We start from the raw sequence: 21,114 nt of genomic DNA, 5'->3' as shown, positions 1-21,114 counted from the left end.
TAAAGGGTTAAAACTAAAAAGCCTAAAGTTATGCTATTTGCTTAACCTTTAACCTTTAACCTTTAACCTTTAACCTTTAACCCTAACTTTTTAACTTCTTCTTTCCTAAAACAATTATTACTATGATCGTTAACCATACCGCACGCCTGCATGTAGGCATACACTGTGGTTGGGCCTAAAAACTTAAAACCGCGCTTTTTTAAATCTTTTGCAAATAACGTTGATGCTTCAGTAACTGCAGGGTAGTCGGCCAGTGTTTCTAAATCGTTTACCTGAGGTTTATTGCCAACAAACCGCCACTGGTAATCACTAAAGCTGCCAAACTCTTTTTGAATATCAATAAAGCACTTTGCATTATTAATTGCTGCGGCTATTTTTAAGCGGTTGCGAACAATTCCCTCATTTTGCATTAATGTTTCTAGGTCCTGCTCAGTAAAGGCCGCTACTTTATTTACATCAAAGTTTGCAAAGGCGTTTTTATAATTAGCGCGCTTTTTTAATATGGTGTACCAACTTAACCCTGCTTGTGCCGATTCTAACGTTAAAAACTCAAAAAGTAGGTGATCGTCATACACAGGTACGCCCCATTCATGGTCATGATAAGCCACATAGTCTGGTTTTGAAGTATCTAACCATGGACAGCGACACTGAGCTTCTTCTTTCATGCTTATTCCTTAGCGCGTCATTTTTACGGCACGTATTTTAACTATTTAAATTGTTGATATTATTATGAAATAATTTTGGTACATATTGTGCATTAGCCAGTGTATCTACATTATTTTAGAGAGTTGATTATGGCCCTTGCAAGTGTGCTAAAACCTCAGTTTATTTCTGCTAATCAGTATAACCCATGTTTACTGCAAGAGGAGTATGTTGGTGAGTTGAGTGATTTGCGTCAACAAGCAAGTTGGCTCTCTCATCTGGTTGATACCATGCCTGCGGGCGTGATTGTACTCGATGGTAAAGGAATGATCGCTAAGGCAAACCAAATAGCTATCGATATGCTCGGCGAGCCATTAGAAGGAGAGAAGTGGTTTAGCGTTATTCAGCGCTCATTTCGTCCTCATCAAGATGATGGTCATGAAGTGTCGTTAAAAGATGGACGCTTAATAAAGCTCGATATTACTGCACTTGCGCCAGAGCCTGGGCAACTTATATTAATGACCGATTTAACCGAAACCCGACGCTTACAAAAGCGAGTCGCGCATATGCAGCGTTTAAGTGCCTTAGGTAAAATGGTGGCGTCTTTAGCTCATCAAGTACGCACACCGTTATCAGCGGCTATGTTGTATGCCGCAAATTTAGGCTCAAAACGCTTACCCGAAGCGTCTCGCGGCAGTTTTCATACTAAATTAATGTCACGTTTAAAAGATTTAGAAACCCAAGTAAACGACATGCTGTTATTTGCTAAAAGTGGTGATCAGCAAGTGGTTGAGCAAGTGTCGATGCAACAGCTACTAAGTGAAGTTAAAGCCGGTGCCGATGCTATGGTAGCGCTCAATGATAGCGAATTAAATGTGAGCTTACCTGAACCCGATATTGAAATTATGGGTAACAAAACAGCATTGGCAAGCGCAATTCAAAACCTAATTCATAATAGTATTCAAGTCATTGGCAGTGGTGCACAAGTACATCTTAGTGCTTTGCGTGATACGCAAGACCCTGATTATGTCCGCATTAGTGTTAGTGATAACGGCCCTGGGCTTGATTTAGCTCAAAGTGAAAAAATATTTGAACCCTTTTATACCACTAAAAGCCAAGGTACTGGTTTAGGACTTGCCGTTGTAAGTTCAGTGGCCAGTGCACATCAGGGACGTGTTGAAGCAAACAACAACCCACAAGGGGGAGCAATTTTTAGTATGTTGCTACCTATTAGTGTCACATCTAAATTAGGGGAGTCACAATGAGTAACACTATTTTAGTTGTAGAAGATGACGCCGGACTTCGTGAAGCATTAATTGATACGCTTGAAATGTCAGGTATAGCCTGTATGGCCGCCAATAGTGCCGAGCAAGCCATGGTGCTACTAAAAAAAGAAGTATTTTCATTGGTGGTCAGTGATGTACAAATGGGCGCAATGAGCGGCTTGGATTTATTACGTAGTATTAAATTAAATTACCCTGATTTACCCGTACTAATGATGACGGCCTACGCCACTATTGATGATGCTGTAGAGGCAATGCGTTTAGGCGCGATTGATTATATGGCTAAGCCATTTGCACCAGAAGTACTATTGAATATGGTGAGTCGTTACTTACCAGAAAAAGAAAAAGAAACAGACGGGCCCATTGTCGCCGACCCTAGTAGTATTCAATTACTCGAACTTGCTAATAAAGTTGCTCGATCAGATGCCAGTGTGATGGTGCTTGGCCCAAGTGGCTCTGGTAAAGAAGTACTGGCGCGTTATATTCATGATAAATCAAAACGCTGTAATGAACCGTTTGTTGCGATTAACTGTGCGGCTATTCCTGAAAATATGCTCGAAGCCACTTTATTTGGCTACGAAAAAGGCGCGTTTACCGGTGCTATTCAAGCTTGCCCTGGTAAGTTTGAACAAGCACAGGGCGGTACTATTTTACTTGATGAAATTACCGAAATGGATTTAGGCCTGCAAGCCAAGCTGTTACGTGTACTACAAGAGCGTGAAGTTGAGCGTTTAGGTGGTCGTAAAACCATTGCACTGGATGTACGTGTGCTTGCCACAAGTAACCGAGAGTTAAAAGAAGCGGTTGCTGAAAACCAGTTCCGCGAAGATTTATACTATCGACTCAATGTTTTCCCACTGCTGTGGCGACCACTGTGTGAGCGCCCAGGGGACATTATTGTGTTGGCTAAACATTTGATTGAACGTCACTTAAGTAAAAGCAAAGAGCCAATGGCGTATTTAGATAGCAGTGCAGAGCAAAAACTGCTTAGCCATAGTTGGCCCGGTAACGTACGCGAACTAGATAACGTTATTCAACGAGCATTAATTTTACGCAGTGGAAATAGTATTGATGAACATGCTATTTTTATCGAAAATCTAGCCCCAACGCATTTTGTAGCAGAAACTAAAGCTGACATTGAGCCTGTAAAAAGTAGTCTCAGTAACGCTTATTATGATGAAAAAGCAGCGCCTGTAGATGAGCAAAAAAATGATTTGTTAGCCGTCGATACCGGCAGTTACAAAGATGAGCTTAAAGATAAAGAACATCGCATAATTTTAGAAACCTTGGCACGCTGTCAAGGAAAGCGTAAAGAAGTAGCCGAAACCTTAGGTATTAGCCCACGTACTTTGCGTTACAAATTAGCACAAATGCGCGATTTAGGTATTTCCCTCCCAGCATAACCCCCATAAGCCCTAAGTTCAATCACTTGAATTTAGGGCTGTCAAAACTCTGACTGCTTAATTATTTTACTTAAAGCATTGTTTTAATTGGTTTTAATTTTTGGCATGTTTTGTGCTTTATTCTCTTTAAGAGTTTACTGCATTATCAGAGACAATTATGAAAATTCAAAACAGTGCTTTATTTCAAGAAATGCAATCAATGGCTGCAGAGGCCACACGTAGTAATCAAGTTAATAACTTGCCAACGCAAGTGCAATCAACCTCTACAGCACAGTTTGGTGACATGTTGAGTAATGCCCTTAATACAGTGCATGAACTTCAGCAAGACACAGGGCAAAAAGTAAAAGCGGTAGAGAATGGCGACAGAAGCGTATCACTTGCCGAGGCTATGATTGCTTCGCAAAAGTCTTCTGTGGCATTTGAAGCTACGGTACAGGTTCGTAATAAGCTTGTTGAATCTTATAAAGAAATTATGAATATGCCTGTTTAACTAGGTAGTGGAGAATTATAGTGGCGCAATCTAATCAATCTACAGATCTGGCACTTGCTGATGGCATGATGGAGCAAAGTGAAAACGAAGATCAACAAGAGCAAAAATCAGGCTATTTCAGTGCCCTTGGCGGTGTTGATGTTTTACGTCAAATTACCCTGATTGTTGCATTAGCTATTTGTTTAGCCATTGCTATTTTCGTTATTATTTGGGCTCGTCAGCCAGATATGCGCCCTTTAGGTAAAATGCAAACTGAAGAGTTAATAGAAACACTCGACTTTTTAGATGCACAAAAAATTGACTACCAACTTGATGGCAATGTGGTCTCGGTGGATGAAACTGAATATCAAAATATCAAGTTATTGATGACCCGTGAAGGTTTAGATCAAGGGCCTACATCAGGTAGCGACATTATTATGCAAGACATGGGGTTTGGGGTAAGCCAACGTTTAGAACGTGAGCGCCTTAAACATGGCCGTGAGCAACAACTTGCCCGTACTATAGAAGAGCTAAATAATGTTACTCGCGCCAAAGTATTGTTAGCGATTCCCAAAGAAAATGTATTTGCCCGTAGAGAGAAAAAACCCTCTGCGACTGTTGTACTTACTCTTAAACGCGGTCGCTCTCTAGATGGCGAAGAAGTTGACTCGGTTGTTGATATGATAGCTTCAGCAGTACAAGGGCTTGAGCCTTCGCGCGTTACTGTGACCGATCAAAATGGTCGTTTATTAAATTCAGGCTCGCAAACCTCTTTAGCTGCACGCTCACGTAAAGAATACGATATTGAACGTAAACGTGAGCAAGAATACCTAGAAAAAATCGACAGTATTTTGATCCCCGTGGTTGGATTAGGTAATTACACCGCACAAGTAGATTTAAGTATGGACTTTAGTGCGGTAGAAGAAACACAAAAACGTTACAACCCAGACTTACCTGCGGTAAGAAGTGAAACAACCTTTGAAGAAAATAATATTGGTGGTCTAGCGGTTGGTATTCCAGGCGCGCTGACTAATCAGCCACCAGTTAACTCAACTATTCCTGAAGATGCGATGGCGGGCGGTGCAGGCACTGCAACCTCACCGAGTAGAACTCACAAAGAAGCCACTCGTAACTATGAACTCGATACCACTATTTCACATAAGCGTCAGCAAACCGGTGTGATCCGCAGAATCAGTGTGTCTGTAGCGGTTGATTACCTGCCTACGGTGGGTGAAAATGGTGAAACAACTATGACGCCACGCTCGGTAGAAGCTTTGTCAAATATTCGTCGCTTGTTACAAGGTGGCGTAGGCTTTGATATGCAACGGGGTGATGCTCTTGAAGTAGTAACCGTACCATTTGTTCGTGAAGACTCAGCGCTTGATTTTGAATTGCCTTTATGGGAACAAGACTGGTTTATGAAAATGTTGCGCTTAGTGTTAGGTGCGCTGGTTATTATTGTACTGATATTAGCTGTTGTTAAACCTATGCTTAAACGCTTAATTTACCCAGATAATACACTTGAAGAATACGATGAAGACTCTCTTAGTTCAGGTGTTGACCTTGGTGACAGCACATTAGATATGCTAAATAATGACTTTGATTCTGCTTCTGTTGGCTTCTCTAGCGATGGTACACTACGCTTACCAGACCTACATGGCGACGAAGACTTGCTCAAAGCGGTTCGTGCGCTTGTAGCCAATGAACCAGAACTATCATCACAAGTAGTGAAAGCGTGGTTAACAGAAGATGACTGATCAAGAACAAAAACAACTACCAGCGGCGTTTGATGTTGATAAGCTCGATGGTGTAGATAAAGCGGCGATATTATTGCTGAGCTTATCTGAAGAAGATGCAGCGCAAATCCTAAAGCACTTAGAGCCAAAACAAGTGCAAAAGGTAGGTATGGCTATGGCGGCAATCGATGATTTGTCGCAAGCTAAAATTAGCGCAGTTCATAATTTATTTATTGAACAAATTCAGAGCTTTAGTACGATAGGTTTTCAGTCTGAAGATTTTATCAAAAAAGCACTTACTGCTGCATTAGGTGAAGATAAAGCCGCCAGCTTAATAGACCAAATTGTTATGGGCTCAGGCGCTAAAGGTCTTGATTCATTGAAATGGATGGACTCAAAGCAGGTAGCTAATATTATTCGTAATGAGCATCCGCAAATTCAAACAATTGTGCTTTCTTATTTAGAGCCTGAACAATCAGCTGAAATTTTAGCGCAATTTACTGAAAAAGTGCGCCTAGATTTAACCATGCGTATTGCCAATTTAGAAGAAGTACAACCAGCAGCTTTACAAGAATTAAACGAAATTATGGAAAAACAATTTGCTGGTCAAGCAGGCGCACAAGCTGCGAAGATGGGGGGCTTAAAAGCGGCTGCAGATATTATGAACTACCTCGATACCAATGTTGAAGGGCAGTTAATGGATTCTATCCGTGAGCATGACGAAGAAATGTCGCAACAAATTCAAGATTTAATGTTTGTCTTCGAAAACTTAATGGATGTAGACAACAGAGGCATTCAAGCAATCCTGCGTGAAGTGCCGCAAGATGTATTAATGAAAGCCATTAAAGGGACCGACGATGCCCTTAAAGAGAAAATTTTGGGTAACATGTCAAAACGTGCCGCTGAAATGCTCGCTGATGATTTAGAAGCTATGGCTCCTGTGCGCATTAGTGAAGTAGAAGCGGCGCAAAAAGAAATTTTATCAACAGCACGTCGCCTTTCTGATTCAGGTGAAATTATGCTTGGTGGTGGCGGTGGTGAGGAGTTCTTATAATCTATGAGTCACTCTAAAGGTCGCCCATTACATGCAGATGAAGCTGATGAGTTATTAAAAAATTGGCCAATTCCTGATGTTTCTCCCGATGAGCGTAGCTTTCGCAATCGCTCTACAGCTTATGGCACACCCTTAGCCGAGCTATACCGTAAAGAAATAGCAAAAGAACAAGTAGAAGAACCGGAAGAACCAGAGCTGCCTTCATTAACTATGGTAGAGCTGGAGCGTATTCGCCAAGATGCCTACGAAGAAGGCCTTAAACAAGGGCACGAACAAGGCTATATAGATGGCTTTGACAAAGGCGTAACTGAGGGTAAAGAGGCGGGTTACAAAGAAGGTGTAGAGCTGGGTAAAACACAAGGCCAAGAAGACGTTAAACCATTAATTGATGAGCAGTTGAGCAGCCTGCGTGGCTTACTAGATAGTTTAAGCGACCCGCTTAAAAAAGTGGACGAGCAAGCAGAAAGACAGCTGGTACAGCTAGCCACTATGCTCAGTGAAGCGATTATTTATCAAGAAGTAAAAACATCACCTGATATTATTTTACATACTTTGAAAAAAAGTATTGATGCACTCAATGCAGAACAACAGAAAGTTAAAATTCATCTTCATCCAGATGACTTAACGCTAATAAAAACCAGTTATGGTGAGCAAGCTATTGAAGATAATCATTGGCAACTAATTGCAGAACCCACTCTAGAGCGGGGCGGTTGTGAAGTTAAAACAACGTTATCATCTTTAGATATGACCTTGAAAACCCGTATCAAAGAAACATTGGATAGCTTTTTGCATAACAGTGGTATCTAACTTTTTATTGGCGTGTCATGTCTGTGAGCGATACTTCATTAAGCGAACGCTTATCTCAATACCAACGGCATATTAAAATTCCAACGCCTGCGGTTGCGGGCGTTTTAACCCGTGTGGTTGGTTTAACACTGGAAGCCAAAGGTTTGCGCGCTCCGGTAGGCAGCCAATGTAAAATTGAAACAATGAACGGCTTTGTTGACGCTGAAATTGTTGGTTTTAACGATCAAACTTTGTATTTAATGCCTAACGACCACATTTCAGGCGTACTGCCTGGTGCGCGAGTTATCCCCCAAGTTAATGACACAGGTTTGCCTGTTGGCATGAGTTTACTTGGTCGAGTGGTAGACGGCTTAGGCAGACCTTTAGATGGCTTAGGTAAAATTAATGCAGAACATACACTCAAATTTGCTCAAAATGCAATAAACCCACTGGCACGGCGCCCCATTAGTAAACCTATGGATGTGGGGGTGCGGGCTATTAACTCGGTAATTACGGTAGGCCAAGGTCAGCGTATGGGTTTATTTGCAGGCTCTGGTGTGGGTAAATCAGTATTATTAGGCATGATGACCCGAGGCAGTGAAGCCGATGTGATTGTGGTGGGTTTAGTCGGTGAGCGTGGTCGAGAAGTAAAAGAATTTATTGAAGAAATACTGGGTGTTGAAGGGCGTAAACGTTCAGTTGTTGTTGCAGCCCCCGCTGATGCCTCACCATTAATGCGATTAAAAGGCTGCGAAAGTGCGGTAACCATTGCAGAGTATTTTCGAGATCAAGGTTTAAACGTGTTGTTATTACTCGACTCGGTGACGCGTTATGCTATGGCACAGCGTGAAATCGCGCTGGCTGTGGGTGAGCCCCCTGCAACAAAAGGCTACCCACCTTCAGTATTTGCTAAATTACCTGCGCTGGTGGAAAGAGCGGGTAACGGCGGGGAAGGGCAAGGTTCTATTACTGCCTTTTTTACCGTACTGAGTGAAGGCGATGACATGCAAGACCCGATTGCTGATGCTGCACGTGCCATACTTGACGGGCATATTGTTTTATCGCGTGATTTAGCCGACAGCGGCCATTATCCTGCCATTGACATAGAAAAATCGATTTCTCGAGTTATGCCTCAAGTGGTGTCTGAATCGCACATGCAACAAGCTCGGGTGCTTAAGCAAGTGTATTCAATGTATCAACAGAACAAAGACATGATCACCTTGGGCGCTTATCAAAAAGGCAGTGATCAAATGCTCGATCAGGCAATAAACATGATGCCAAGAGTGAACGCATTTTTACAACAAGGGATGCGTGATGTGATTAGCTATGATGATGGCCTTCAAGGGCTAGCGCAATTATTAGGACAAGCATAATGGCAAAAAATAAACTGCATTTGTTGCTCAGGCTTGAAAACGAAAAAGAAGAAACGTTACGCATGAGCTACTTGCAAGCTAATCAAAATTTGCAAGTAAATCAGCAAAAGCTGCAGGGTTTAAATGACTTTCGACTTGAATACACGCAGCAACTTCATATTAAGGGGCAGTCGGGTTTATCAAGTGCCGGATTTAGTCAGTATCATGCATTTATTGCTAAGATTGAAGAAGCGATACGTCAACAAGCAAGCACTGTTAACACTGCAAAGCAGGTGGTTAGCCAGCGTAAAACCTTGTGGTTAAAGCAACAAGTAAAAGCAAAAGCGGTTGCTAAGTTAATTGAAAAACAACAGATAAAAGCGGATATGTTGGCCGCTAAAAGTGAGCAAAAAATGCTCGATGAATTTTCCTCTAATCAGTTTTATCAAAGGCATAAAGCACTATAAGGTAGGCATGCTAATTGCTTATATTCTACAAGAGCAATGATTTTTAGGATTGTGCGGTGGGCTGTTGCCGCTTTTATTAGGTGATTTATGGCGATAAATGATATTTCAATGTTAGCGGTATCTGAGCAAGACTCATACTTAGTTAAAAAAGACAGTGATAAAACAAAGCTAGATAGCAGTAATGATGCTGGCTTTTTTGATCAATTAGCCCTTGCTAACCAAGCTTCTGAAACACACAGTACGCAAGCTAAAGCGCCAAACAAACAATCAGCAGATGAACAATCCGATCTAAAAGGGCAAAGTAGCGAAGAAAAGCCTTTGAGCGGTGAAGATATGCTGGCGCAAATTAATGCGGCACAAGTCATCGATACCTCAGTAAAAAATAACCCCCATGGTGGTGCGCAGTTAATAGACAAAGACGCTGTTAAAATAAACGCTAAGCCTGAAGATAAGCTGGCACCTATTGTTATTAATTTACCAAGTGATGAAATTGTTGATGATACGGTCATTGTGCAGTCACAAAAGACTGTAGGTTCTGAATCAGCAAGCAAAACTGCAGCTGAGTCTTCACAGCTTGACACGAAACCTTTAGCTACAGCTGCCCCAACCGGACAGTATGAGGCTGTTACAAATGAACTCGCGGCTGCTAAACCATCGGATAAGCCGACCGAGACTATGAACATTAAAGCATCGCTAGATGCTTCCGTTTTGGCGCTGTTATCAAAAGATGATAATGCCATTAAAGCAGATAAATTATTGGCAAATTTAACACCTGCTCAGCAAGGTGAATTAGCTACTGAGCTTAATGCGATGAGCAAGCCAATTAATAAAGATAACCTAGCGGATTTAAAGCTATTACTCAGTAAGTATGTGAGTGAAAGTGAGAAGCCGCAAACACCTCAGCAGATCATTAATGCACAAATAAGTACGCTAACTACCCTAGAAAAACAGGCCTTACTCAATCAGTTGCAGGGTTACGTTAAAAATGAATCTTTATCAGCGAAAGAACTTACCTCACTAAAAGGAGTAATCAGTGATTTAGAAACCGCGATTAACGCGGATAGCTTGTTTAGTGCCAAAGATAAGCCACTATTTTCAAATAATGCTTTAGCGGGAGCAGTAACGGCAAAAGCACAGACTGGTACTGAATCAGCCAATGTAAAACCTGAGCTAAAATTAGAGAGTTCAAAATCGGTAGCTGATAACCCTGAAGAGCTTGCCAAACAGTTAGACGCATTACAAAAAGAGAGCATGCGCGGCACTAATGCTGAGCAAATGCCACCGCGTGCAGCACTAATTTTCTCTCAGATCATTAATATCTTTGACAAACAGTCGCTTAGTAGTCTCGCTAAATACGATACTTTAGGGTACGAACAAGCTATTATTGAAGCGCAAAGCTTGCAAGCAGGACAGTTACAAAGTACAGCACAAGCGAAACAAGTAAGCATTGATCCTGCCACGTTACAGGCTTTAAACATTATTAAAAGTGATGCGGCAAAAATGCTACAAGAGCGGGTTAGCTCAATGTTAAGTATTAATAATAAAGAAGCTGAAATTCGCCTAGATCCGCCAGAAATGGGCAGCATGCAAATTCGTATTAGAAGTGATGCTGAGCAAGCACAAATCAACTTTGTAGTGCAAAACCAGCAAGCCAAAGAAGCGCTGGAGCAGTCGTTACCTAGGCTTAGAGAAATGCTGATGCAGCAAGGTTTAGAACTAGGTGAAAGCAGTATTTCTTACGGTGATTCCTCAGGTGAGCAAGCACAGCAACAAGAAGGTGATGCACAAGGGCAAATGGCCAATAATCGCTCTACAGATGAGACAAATAGTGAGCAACCAGATAAGCAAATACAGGGTTCTGGACAACAAACGTCATCATCAATAGATTACTATGCCTAAGTCCTGCTATTATAATAGTTAAAACAAGCAAATACCTTTGCAAATAAAGGAAATACAATGGCTGAAGATACTAATTTAGAAATAGAAGAAGTAAGTAAAAGTAAAAGCAAACTCATAATAATTATTGCCGCTGTATTACTTATTGTTGGCGCTGTGGCAGGGTACTTTTTGTTATCAGGTGGTGATGGGCCAGTAGAAACCCTTGCAGGTGATGCTGCCAATGGTGAGGTAGCTGCTGCGCCAACAAGTTCTTCGGCAACGATTGGCAGTGCTTTATATGTTGCTATGCCTAGACCGTTTATTTTTAATGTGCCAGGGGCTAGTCGCGATAGAATTGTACAGATTAAAGTGCAATTATTAGTGCGCGGCGATGGTAATGAAGAAACGGCTAAAAAACACATTCCACTGATTGAAGGCACACTCCTGAGTGTATTTTCCATGACAACGGCTGATGAACTTAGCACCAGTGTAGGCAAAGAAACACTGCGTTTTACTGCACTTGATAAAGTACAGGCCGCTATGATGAATGTTGAAGGCAACAAAGTAATTGAGCGGGTACTATTTACCAGCTTTGTGATGCAATAAGGGGCCAGTGTGAGCGATTTATTATCCCAAGACGAAATTGATGCGCTATTACATGGTGTCGATGAAGTCGAAGAGGAAGATATACACGACGGTGAAGATGGTGAGGGAAGTACACTTCAGTACGACTTTTCTTCGCAAGATCGCATCGTGCGTGGTCGCATGCCGACACTTGAAATTGTTAACGAGCGATTTGCCCGTCATATGCGAATTAGCTTATTTAACATGATGCGCCGCACCGCTGAGGTGTCAATTAACGGCGTGCAAATGATCAAGTTCGGTGAGTACATACATACCTTGTTTGTACCAACGAGTTTGAATATGGTGCGTTTTCGCCCATTAAAAGGCACCGGCCTTATTACCATGGAAGCACGCTTAGTATTTATACTGGTAGACAACTTCTTTGGTGGCGATGGCCGTTATCATGCCAAAATTGAAGGACGTGAATTTACCCCAACAGAACGCCGAATCGTACAAATGCTGCTGAAAATAATCTTTGAAGATTACAAAGAAGCATGGGCACCGGTGATGGATGTGTCGTTCGAGTACCTCGATTCTGAGGTAAACCCTGCGATGGCTAATATTGTTAGCCCAACCGAAGTAGTGGTTATAAGCTCTTTTCACATTGAACTTGACGGCGGTGGTGGTGACTTCCATATTGCGCTGCCGTATTCAATGCTCGAACCTATCAGAGAGCTATTGGATGCGGGTGTTCAGTCTGATACTGAAGATACCGATTTACGTTGGAGTAAGGCGCTTCGTGACGAAATAATGGATGTAGAAGTCGATTTATCGACCCAGCTACTTGAAGTTGATTTAAGCTTAAGACAAATAATGGAGCTCAAAGCTGGGGATATAATTCCAGTTGAAATGCCTGAGCATATTACCGTATTTGTGGAAGAGTTACCTACATTTAGAGCTAAAATGGGTCGTTCACGCGATAACGTTGCGCTACAAATTAGTGAAAAAATTAAACGCCCTGATTCAGTTAAATCTGAGCTGCATGTCTTTACCAAAGGCGGCAAAAAAATTGATTCAGATGCAGAATTAGCAGAACTAGAAGATGATTTACACCTTTCAAACGGTGTAGACTTAGACTGGTAATTGATTAAAAGGTTAAAAGTATGAGCGATGATCAAGATACAATGGACGAATGGGCCGCAGCACTTGCTGAAGCTGAAGGCACTGACGATAGTTCTGAGGTCAAAGTAACCGAGCTTGATGAGCTTGATGATTCAAAGCATGAACTCAGCGGTGAAGAAAAACGTAAACTCGATACTATTTTAGATATTCCCGTTACTATTTCTATGGAAGTAGGGCGTTCTAAAATTAATATTCGTAATTTATTACAACTTAACCAAGGTTCGGTCGTTGAGCTTGACAGGGTTGCCGGAGAACCGCTTGACGTTTTAGTTAATGGTACTTTGATTGCGCATGGCGAAGTGGTTGTGGTGAACGATAAGTTCGGTATTCGTTTAACGGATGTAATTAGCCAGGTTGAACGGATCAAAAAGTTGCGATGATAGCACTAGCTAGTTTAAGCAATTCGGTGTTTGCAGCAACCGATGCTGCAACACCGACCACAGATATCGTATCCATGGTGTTATCTTTGGGTATGGTTGTGGTGTTAATTTTAGTGTTGGCTTTTTTTGTAAAAAAGCTCAATCCAAATTTAACCAATAACGATGAGTTTAAAGTGATCCGCAGTCTTCCGTTGGGATCACGTGAGCGCTTAATGGTGGTTGAAATAGATAATGCACAGCACCTATTAGGGGTTACTCCACACAGTATTAATTATCTACACAAGTTAGAAACACCCCTAACAGAAAAAGAGTTACCAGAATTAGCGAAGCGGTTTGGCAAAATGTTGAATCCGCAACTTAATCAAAATAAAAAGAACTAATATTATGACTAAATGGCTGCTTTTCCTATTTGCCATGGTGTTCGTCCCAGGGGTCAATGCCGAGGGGATTGACGCGCTGACGATCACCACTAATGCCGATGGCACCCAAGACTACTCAGTGACGCTACAAGTGTTGGCGATCATGACGGCTATGAGCTTTATTCCAGCCGCCATTATCATGATGACCTCTTTCACTCGAATTATTGTTGTTTTAGCTATTTTGCGCCAAGCCATTGGTTTGCAGCAAACGCCTTCGAACCAAGTATTACTAGGTATGTCGCTGTTTTTAAGTATTTTTATTATGGCGCCAATTTATGAGCAAATAAATGAGCGCGCTATCGAACCGTATTTAAGTGAACAAGTAACGTCACTTGAAGCACTTGATTTAGCCAAAGAGCCAATGAAAGCGTTTATGCTCTCACAGGTACGTATAAAAGATTTAGAAACCTTTGCTAAAATAGCAGGTTACGATCAGCTTGACTCGCCTGAAGCAACGCCAATGGTTGTGCTTATTCCTGCGTTTGTGACCAGTGAGCTACAAACTGCTTTTATTATTGGTTTTATGTTTTTTATTCCCTTTTTGATTGTCGATTTGGTGGTTGCATCGGTATTGATGGCCATGGGTATGATGATGTTATCGCCCATGATTGTGTCGCTACCGTTTAAGATTATGTTGTTTGTATTGGTTGATGGGTGGAGCTTGGTGATGGGTACACTCGCTAAAAGCTTTGGCTTGGGTACGTAGTTGTGCACTCTTCATTGAACCAACCACACTAGGAGTCGTCCATGGAACCTGAAGTATTTGTTGATATTTTAAGTGGAGCCCTATTTTTAGTGATTAAGCTGGTGTCTGCCATTGTGGTACCTGGCTTAATTATTGGGTTGGTTGTGGCTGTGTTTCAGGCAGCAACCTCAATTAACGAACAAACACTGAGTTTTTTACCGCGTTTATTAATCACCATCAGTGCCCTGATTGTGGGAGGACATTGGTTTACTCAAGAGCTAATGGACTTTTTTAATCGCTTAGTGCTGCTTATCCCCGAAATTGCAGGTTAACAATGGAATTTCCATTTTCCGTTGTCATTCAATGGTTAAGTGATTTTTTACTGCCCTTAGTGCGCATCAGCTCTATGATCATGATCATGGCGGGTATTGGCGCAAAAAACGTACCTGCTCGAATAAAAATGGGCTTGGCTGTTGTGGTCACCTTCTTAGTTGTTCCTGTTCTTCCTGCTGCTACATTTACTAATCTATTTTCTTTTGAAATGATTTTAGTGGTACTCCAACAAATGTTGATTGGTGTCGCAATTGGTTTTGCGTCCACACTATTACTCAATACGTTTGTGTTAGCCGGTCAAATTCTTGCTATGCAAACCGGTTTAGGTTTTGCGTCTGTTGTTGACCCCTCAAATGGAATGAGTGTGCCTGCTGTAGGGCAGTTCTACCTCATTTTAGCTACCTTGTTATTTTTTGTATTTAATGGCCACTTAATGATGATTCAAATGGTGGTACATAGTTTTCAGGTATTGCCCATTGATGGTAATTGGTGGGCGGTTGATCATTATTGGGACATAGTGACATGGGGTGGTTGGATGTTTACCACTGCACTAGTGCTTTCGTTAGCGCCATTAACGGCCATGCTTGTAATTAATATGTCATTTGGCATCATGACCCGTGCTGCCCCACAGTTAAATATATTCTCTATAGGCTTTCCGTTTACCTTAGTGGCAGGGCTCGTTATTATTTGGGCTACCCTCGGTAACTTTATCACTCAGTTTGAGTTCCAATGGCTAAAAATGGTTGAGCTAATGTGTACTCTAGTTGGTTGTTCCCCTTAGGAGAGTGTAATGGCTGAAGATTCAGGACAAGAAAAAACCGAAGAACCCACGCCCAAAAAAGTTGATGATGCCAAAAAGAAAGGCCAAATAGCGCGCTCTAAAGAGCTAGGTACTATGTTTGTACTTATTTTTTCTGCTATTTCTCTATTAATGTACGGCCCTGAAATTGGCAAAGGCTTGTACCGAATTATGGGCAGAATGCTTAGTCTTAATCGCAATGAAACCTACGACACCACAAAAATGTTTGCGGTGTGGGGGGAGGTGGCCGACGTACTGTTATTTCCTATGTCGATGTTTGTACTTATTATTGTACTCGCTGCGTTTATTGGTAACACCATGCTTGGCGGCTTTAATTTTAGCTGGCAGGCAGCTGCGCCCAAAGCCAGTAAAATGTCGCCAATGAAAGGTTTTACTCGGATGTTTGGCCCGCAAGCGGCTATTGAACTACTTAAGTCATTATTAAAGTTTGGCCTAGTGGCAACTTTCGCTATCTTTTTAATTAATGTTTATTTTGATGAAATATTACATTTAAGTATAGAAAGTGCGCCGGGCAATATCGTGCATGCTTTAGAAATATTAGCCTGGATGTTTTTAGGGTTATCTTGCACCTTAATTATTATTGCTGCTATTGACGCCCCATTTCAAAGCTATAGTCATAACAAACAGCTTAAAATGACTATGCAAGAGGTAAAAGACGAATATAAAAACTCAGAAGGTGATCCGCAGATTAAAGCGCGCATAAGGCAAACCCAACGTCAAATGTCGCAAAAGAGAATGATGCAGGATGTGCCAGACGCCGATGTTATTGTTACCAACCCTACTCACTATTCCGTAGCTTTAAAATACGATACAGAGCGAGCAGGCGCGCCTATTGTATTAGCCAAAGGTGTGGATGAGCTCGCCATGCAAATTCGTAAAATTGCATTGGGTAATGAAGTGCCTATTGTTGAGTCTCCAACTTTAACCCGAGCGCTTTATCATACTGCAGAAGTGGGTGAGCAAATCCCCGATCAGCTTTTTACTGCGGTTGCTCAAGTGCTTGCTTATGTGTTTCAGCTTAAACGGTTTAAAAAAGGCCGTGGAAAACGCCCTGTTGCCCTTAATAAAAAGCTGCCTATCCCCGATGAATTTAAGTATTAACTGCTAACCAACTAACTTGGAATAGTTATTGCAGCTTCAGCGTAGTGTCAATTTTTTGAAATTGTAGAGTTATGGAATTTAAAGCGGTATTACAACAACTTAATAAAGATAAAAAAGAATATGCGAAGGGCGTTGGTACACCGCTTTTGGTGTTGGCTGCGCTGGGCATGGTTATTTTACCACTGCCTCCATTCCTGCTTGATATATTATTTTCGTTTAATATCGCGCTTGCGTTAGTTGTATTACTGGTCACCGTATACACCATGAAGCCGCTTGAGTTTGGTATGTTCCCAGCGGTGCTGTTAATCGCAACCATAATGCGCTTAGCACTCAATGTGGCCAGTACCCGGGTGGTACTGCTTGAGGGCCATAACGGTGGGGATGCCGCAGGTAAAGTCATTGAAGCATTTGGTTCAGTGGTAATCGGTGGTAACTACGCCGTGGGCTTGGTGGTGTTTTTAATTCTGATCATCATTAACTTTGTGGTAATCACCAAAGGTGCTGGTCGTATTTCTGAAGTGTCAGCACGCTTTACCCTTGATGCCATGCCGGGTAAGCAAATGGCGATTGATGCAGATATGAATGCTGGCTTTATTAGTGCAGAGCAAGCCAGAGAGCGTCGTGAGGAAGTAACCCGTGAAGCCGACTTTTATGGTTCTATGGATGGTGCCAGTAAATTTGTAAAAGGCGATGCTATCGCGGGTATCGTCATTTTAGTGATCAATATTGTGGGTGGTTTATTTGTTGGCATGATCCAGCATGACTTGAGCTTTTCACGTGCTATGGAAGTGTACACACTATTAACCATTGGTGATGGCTTAGTCGCGCAATTACCTTCATTACTACTTTCAATTGGTACTGCGATTGTTGTAACGCGTCAAAATGAATCGCACAATATGGGCGATCAGTTTAAGCAGCAATTAGGTAACGAAAAGTCGTTATTTATTGCCTCAGGTATCCTTATTACTATGGGCTTAGTCCCAGGTATGCCACACCTTGCATTTTTAAGCTTAGGGGCGCTTTTAGGTTACCTTGCATACTATACTCAGCAAAATAAACTGAAATTAGCCGCTGCAGAAGCAGAAGAAGCCGAAAATGCCGCCTCAGGTACCGGAATTGCGGCTAAACAAGAGCAAAAAGAACTGGGTTGGGATGATGTTCAACAAGTTGATGTTATTGGTCTAGAAGTCGGTTACCGACTCATTCCTCTCGTTGACCAATCACAAGGTGGCGAGCTGTTAAACCGTATTAAAGGAGTGCGTAAAAAACTATCTCAAGAGCTGGGCTTTTTAGTGCCGCCGGTGCATATACGCGATAATCTAGAACTCGACCCAAATGCATACCGCATAACCATGATGGGTGTATCAAGTGGTGAGGGGGAACTTAAACATGGTGATGAATTAGCGATTAACCCAGGCCAAGTATTTGGCCCGCTAAAAGGAATTGAAACTAAAGATCCTGCGTTTGGTTTAGATGCAGTTTGGATAAAACCTGATCAAAAAGATGAAGCACAGTCTTTAGGTTACACGGTGGTTGATTCGGCGACCGTGGTGGCAACCCATATTAGTCAGTTACTCACCAATAGCGCCGCATTATTACTCGGACATGAAGAAGTACAAAACTTATTAGATATGTTAGGTAAGAGTCACCCTCGCTTAGTTGAAGGACTTGTACCTGAAGTATTACCGCTGACCACCATCGTGAAAGTACTACAAAATTTATTAAATGAAGGGGTAGCAATACGAGATATGCGCTCAATTGTTCAAACCCTTGTTGAGTATGGCCCTCGGAGCCAAGACCCAGATGTATTAACGGCTGCAGTGAGAATATCGTTGCGTAGATTAATCGTTCAAGATGCTGTTGGTATGTCTTCTGAAATCCCTGTCATAACCTTGGCGCCTGAGTTGGAACAGATGTTGCATCAGTCACTTCAAAATGCAGGTGATGAAGGTGCCGGAATAGAACCAGGGCTTGCTGATAGACTTCAAACATCATTGAATGAAGCGCATCAAAATCAAGAAATGGCCGGTGAACCTTCAATATTGCTAACGTCAGGAATGTTACGCACTGTGTTATCTCGATTTGTTAAATACACCATTCCAGGATTGCGGGTGATGTCTTATCAAGAGATACCAGATGAAAGACAGATCAAGATTGTCAGCTCTGTAGGCCAACAATAAGATTTTAAAGGGGTTTGAATTATGAAAATTAAACGTTTTTTTGCTAAAGACATGCGCACTGCACTAAAAGAAGTCAAAGAAGAGTTGGGTGTTGATGCGGTTATTATGTCAAATAAAAAACTAGCTAATGGCGTTGAAATTGTTGCTGCAGTTGATTACGACAAAGCAGCGACAAAACCGCCAGAGCAGCCTCAAAGTCAACCTGCTGCAAGCGCTTCATTTGCACATACTGAGCAAAGTTCACATAATTTTGTTAAACCAGAACCGCAACGCGCTCAACCTAAGCCACAAGCAAAGGTTGCAGATAGCTTACAAGCCTTATTAGAGCGTCAGTCTCCACGTCCTCGTTCAGCGGAGCTTGCTTCAATGTTTTCACACTCTGGTATTGACACATCTGGCCACTATCAAGAACAAGAGCTTGTGCAATCACGACCTAAAAATATGTTTGAACGTGAACAAAGCGCGCCAGTGCGTCCTCGCACTCAAGCCGATAGCTTAGGTTTTGACGACTTAGACAGTGGCTTTGACGATTTAGATTCACCTAGCGCACCGGGTCAGCAAACAATGCATAAAGAATCCAGTGACATCAGCACAATGCGTGAAGAAATGAACGCAATTCGTCAACTATTAGAGCACCAAGTATCAGGTTTAATGCAGCAAGATATGGCACGTCGCGATCCGACCCGTGCATGTATGATTGACCGCTTAGTCGGTATGGGGATAGAGAAAAATGTTGCTGAGCAAATGGCATGTTTTGTACCAGACGACGTGTCTCGCCAACAAGGCTGGAAAGCTTTATTGAACATAGTTGAAGATCAAATGCAAACCACGAACAACGAAATACTTCGCCAAGGCGGTGTTTTTGCGTTAGTCGGGCCTACTGGCGTGGGTAAAACCACCACAGTTGCAAAACTGGCAGCATTGGGTGCACAAAAATACGGTGCCGATAAAGTAGCGCTTATTACTACCGATACCTACCGTATTGGTGCTTATGAGCAGCTAGCAACGTATGGTCGTATTATAGGTTGTGGCGTTAAACAAGTTAAAGATGCAAATGAATTAGCAGAAGTTTTATATCATTTACGAAATAAACGTCTAGTTTTAATTGATACAGCGGGAATGAGTCAACGTGATTTACGCTTAACCGAGCAGTTAAACACCTTGATGCGTAATCAGCGTGTTGATATACGTAGTTATTTAGTATTAAGTGCGACAGCGCAAATTAATGTATTGCAAGAAACAGTAAGGCACTTTAAAAAAGTACAGCTAAGTGGATGTATTTTTACTAAACTTGATGAGTCATTGAGTTTAGGTGAGATTATTAGTATTGCGATTCAAAATCGTCTCCCAATAGGGTATCTTACTAACGGTCAGCGAGTACCAGAAGATATTAGAGTGGCAAATGCCGAAAAACTAGTAAAAAAAGCTGAGCAATTGTATTTAAAAAGAATAAAAGCACAACAATCACGACACCAATCAGTGGCGTCGAGCACAGTAGAGATGTATGATTAACACAGTTTTAGATCAAGCAAGCGGCCTTCGCAAAATGAGCAAGAATAATAATAACGGCGTAAAAGTTATCGCTGTCACCGGCGGCAAAGGTGGAGTGGGTAAAACGAACGTATCCCTTAATACAGCAATCGCGTTAGGCCAACAAGGCAAACGTGTGCTTGTACTAGATGCTGATTTAGGATTAGCGAATTGTGATGTGATGCTTGGACTGCGCGTTGAGCGTAATTTATCTCATGTTTTATCGGGCGAATGTGAACTTGATGATATTTTAGTCGAAGGTCCCGCAGGCATAAAAATAGTGCCTGCAACATCGGGTTCGCAAAGTATGGTTGAGTTATCACCCTCAGAGCACGCTGGACTTATTCGTGCATTTAGTGAACTTAACACCGACTTTGATATTTTAATTGTTGATACCGCTGCGGGTATTTCCGATATGGTGCTGAGTTTTTCTCGCGCAGCGCAAGATGTGCTTGTGGTGGTATGTGATGAGCCTACATCAATTACCGATGCCTATGCTTTAATTAAAGTACTTAGCCGTGAGCACGGCGTTTATAAATTTAAAATTGTTGCCAATATGGTGCGCAGTTTACGCGAAGGGCAGGAATTGTTTGCAAAACTTTCAAAGGTTACCGACCGATTTTTAGATATATCAATGGAGTTGGTTGCAACGGTTCCATATGATGAAAATATGCGCAAATCAACGCGCCGCCAAAAAGTAATTGTTGAGATTTTTCCTGGGTCGCCTGCTGCAATTGCTTTTAAAACACTGGCTACAAAAATTGCTAAGTGGCCAACACCTAGCCAAGCCTCGGGTCATTTAGAGTTTTTCATTGAGAAACTAGTTAGTAACTAACAATGACAATACCGG

At 41.9% G+C, this 21,114-nt stretch carries 21 protein-coding genes; 20 read left to right on the top strand and 1 reads right to left on the bottom strand.

What is annotated here, in order from left to right; translation table 11 throughout:
- Positions 1 to 62: 62 nt before the first annotated feature.
- On the bottom strand, positions 63 to 665 hold the full coding sequence (locus CWC30_RS06870; protein ID WP_138626718.1) for a DNA-3-methyladenine glycosylase I: 603 nt from the start codon (positions 663 to 665) through the stop codon (positions 63 to 65).
- 129 nt (positions 666 to 794) lie between these two features.
- On the opposite strand from CWC30_RS06870, the gene CWC30_RS06865 reads away from it, so the two are divergent.
- The 20 genes from CWC30_RS06865 (at position 795) to CWC30_RS06770 (ending at position 21,099) form a co-directional block, all read left to right on the top strand.
- The gene (locus CWC30_RS06865) at positions 795 to 1,907 is read left to right on the top strand and encodes a sensor histidine kinase (protein WP_069438714.1); all 1,113 of its coding nucleotides are present in this window, start codon (positions 795 to 797) and stop codon (positions 1,905 to 1,907) included.
- Positions 1,904 to 3,328: a sigma-54-dependent transcriptional regulator gene (locus CWC30_RS06860; protein WP_138626717.1), complete on the top strand. Its 1,425-nt coding sequence runs from the start codon at positions 1,904 to 1,906 to the stop codon at positions 3,326 to 3,328. Before CWC30_RS06865 ends, CWC30_RS06860 begins: the two co-directional genes overlap by 4 nt.
- A gap of 157 nt (positions 3,329 to 3,485) precedes the next feature.
- Positions 3,486 to 3,818 (top strand): flagellar hook-basal body complex protein FliE, encoded by a 333-nt coding sequence (gene fliE / locus CWC30_RS06855; protein WP_016899229.1) that lies wholly within the window; start codon positions 3,486 to 3,488, stop codon positions 3,816 to 3,818.
- Between the two features lie 20 nt (positions 3,819 to 3,838).
- Positions 3,839 to 5,554: a flagellar basal-body MS-ring/collar protein FliF gene (fliF, locus tag CWC30_RS06850; RefSeq protein ID WP_069438712.1), complete on the top strand. Its 1,716-nt coding sequence runs from the start codon at positions 3,839 to 3,841 to the stop codon at positions 5,552 to 5,554.
- Positions 5,547 to 6,587, top strand: a complete 1,041-nt coding sequence (gene fliG / locus CWC30_RS06845) for a flagellar motor switch protein FliG (RefSeq protein ID WP_036981734.1) — start codon at positions 5,547 to 5,549, stop codon at positions 6,585 to 6,587. Before fliF ends, fliG begins: the two co-directional genes overlap by 8 nt.
- 3 nt (positions 6,588 to 6,590) lie before the next feature.
- Positions 6,591 to 7,394, top strand: coding sequence for a flagellar assembly protein FliH (fliH, locus tag CWC30_RS06840; protein WP_036981737.1), 804 nt, complete (start codon positions 6,591 to 6,593; stop codon positions 7,392 to 7,394).
- A 17-nt stretch (positions 7,395 to 7,411) separates the two neighbouring features.
- Entirely contained in the window at positions 7,412 to 8,746 is a 1,335-nt protein-coding gene (gene fliI / locus CWC30_RS06835) for a flagellar protein export ATPase FliI (protein WP_076920613.1), read from the top strand.
- On the top strand, positions 8,746 to 9,192 hold the full coding sequence (gene fliJ, locus CWC30_RS06830; RefSeq protein ID WP_008112186.1) for a flagellar export protein FliJ: 447 nt from the start codon (positions 8,746 to 8,748) through the stop codon (positions 9,190 to 9,192). The genes fliI and fliJ overlap by 1 nt, the downstream gene beginning before the upstream one ends.
- An 87-nt stretch (positions 9,193 to 9,279) precedes the next feature.
- Positions 9,280 to 11,091, top strand: coding sequence for a flagellar hook-length control protein FliK (locus CWC30_RS06825; RefSeq protein WP_138626716.1), 1,812 nt, complete (start codon positions 9,280 to 9,282; stop codon positions 11,089 to 11,091).
- A gap of 57 nt (positions 11,092 to 11,148) precedes the next feature.
- Positions 11,149 to 11,676: a flagellar basal body-associated protein FliL gene (gene fliL / locus CWC30_RS06820; RefSeq protein WP_036981745.1), complete on the top strand. Its 528-nt coding sequence runs from the start codon at positions 11,149 to 11,151 to the stop codon at positions 11,674 to 11,676.
- A gap of 9 nt (positions 11,677 to 11,685) precedes the next feature.
- Positions 11,686 to 12,777 (top strand): flagellar motor switch protein FliM, encoded by a 1,092-nt coding sequence (gene fliM / locus CWC30_RS06815; protein WP_036981747.1) that lies wholly within the window; start codon positions 11,686 to 11,688, stop codon positions 12,775 to 12,777.
- 20 nt (positions 12,778 to 12,797) lie between these two features.
- Positions 12,798 to 13,196 carry a flagellar motor switch protein FliN gene (fliN, locus tag CWC30_RS06810; protein WP_036981749.1) on the top strand — a complete coding sequence of 133 codons (399 nt, stop codon included), beginning with the start codon at positions 12,798 to 12,800 and terminating at the stop codon, positions 13,194 to 13,196.
- Positions 13,193 to 13,576 (top strand): flagellar biosynthetic protein FliO, encoded by a 384-nt coding sequence (fliO, locus tag CWC30_RS06805; protein WP_024602027.1) that lies wholly within the window; start codon positions 13,193 to 13,195, stop codon positions 13,574 to 13,576. The genes fliN and fliO overlap by 4 nt, the downstream gene beginning before the upstream one ends.
- Positions 13,577 to 13,580: 4 nt before the next feature.
- Entirely contained in the window at positions 13,581 to 14,321 is a 741-nt protein-coding gene (fliP, locus tag CWC30_RS06800) for a flagellar type III secretion system pore protein FliP (protein ID WP_013465552.1), read from the top strand.
- 41 nt (positions 14,322 to 14,362) lie between these two features.
- Positions 14,363 to 14,632, top strand: coding sequence for a flagellar biosynthetic protein FliQ (locus CWC30_RS06795; RefSeq protein WP_010387922.1), 270 nt, complete (start codon positions 14,363 to 14,365; stop codon positions 14,630 to 14,632).
- Between the two features lie 2 nt (positions 14,633 to 14,634).
- Entirely contained in the window at positions 14,635 to 15,414 is a 780-nt protein-coding gene (gene fliR, locus CWC30_RS06790; RefSeq protein ID WP_138626715.1) for a flagellar biosynthetic protein FliR, read from the top strand.
- Positions 15,415 to 15,423: 9 nt separating this feature from the next.
- Positions 15,424 to 16,554: a flagellar biosynthesis protein FlhB gene (gene flhB, locus CWC30_RS06785; protein WP_036981753.1), complete on the top strand. Its 1,131-nt coding sequence runs from the start codon at positions 15,424 to 15,426 to the stop codon at positions 16,552 to 16,554.
- Positions 16,555 to 16,625: 71 nt separating this feature from the next.
- Entirely contained in the window at positions 16,626 to 18,734 is a 2,109-nt protein-coding gene (flhA, locus tag CWC30_RS06780) for a flagellar biosynthesis protein FlhA (protein ID WP_076918267.1), read from the top strand.
- A 21-nt stretch (positions 18,735 to 18,755) separates the two neighbouring features.
- Positions 18,756 to 20,246 carry a flagellar biosynthesis GTPase FlhF gene (flhF, locus tag CWC30_RS06775; RefSeq protein WP_138626714.1) on the top strand — a complete coding sequence of 497 codons (1,491 nt, stop codon included), beginning with the start codon at positions 18,756 to 18,758 and terminating at the stop codon, positions 20,244 to 20,246.
- Positions 20,239 to 21,099, top strand: a complete 861-nt coding sequence (locus CWC30_RS06770; protein ID WP_036981759.1) for a MinD/ParA family ATP-binding protein — start codon at positions 20,239 to 20,241, stop codon at positions 21,097 to 21,099. Before flhF ends, CWC30_RS06770 begins: the two co-directional genes overlap by 8 nt.
- Positions 21,100 to 21,114 lie beyond the last annotated feature (15 nt).

This window comes from Pseudoalteromonas sp. S4741 (assembly GCF_005886135.1).
In the GTDB taxonomy this organism is placed as follows: domain Bacteria; phylum Pseudomonadota; class Gammaproteobacteria; order Enterobacterales; family Alteromonadaceae; genus Pseudoalteromonas; species Pseudoalteromonas tetraodonis.
Note: the sequence above shows the minus strand (reverse complement) of the source record. Positions and strands in the feature narration are given on the sequence as shown.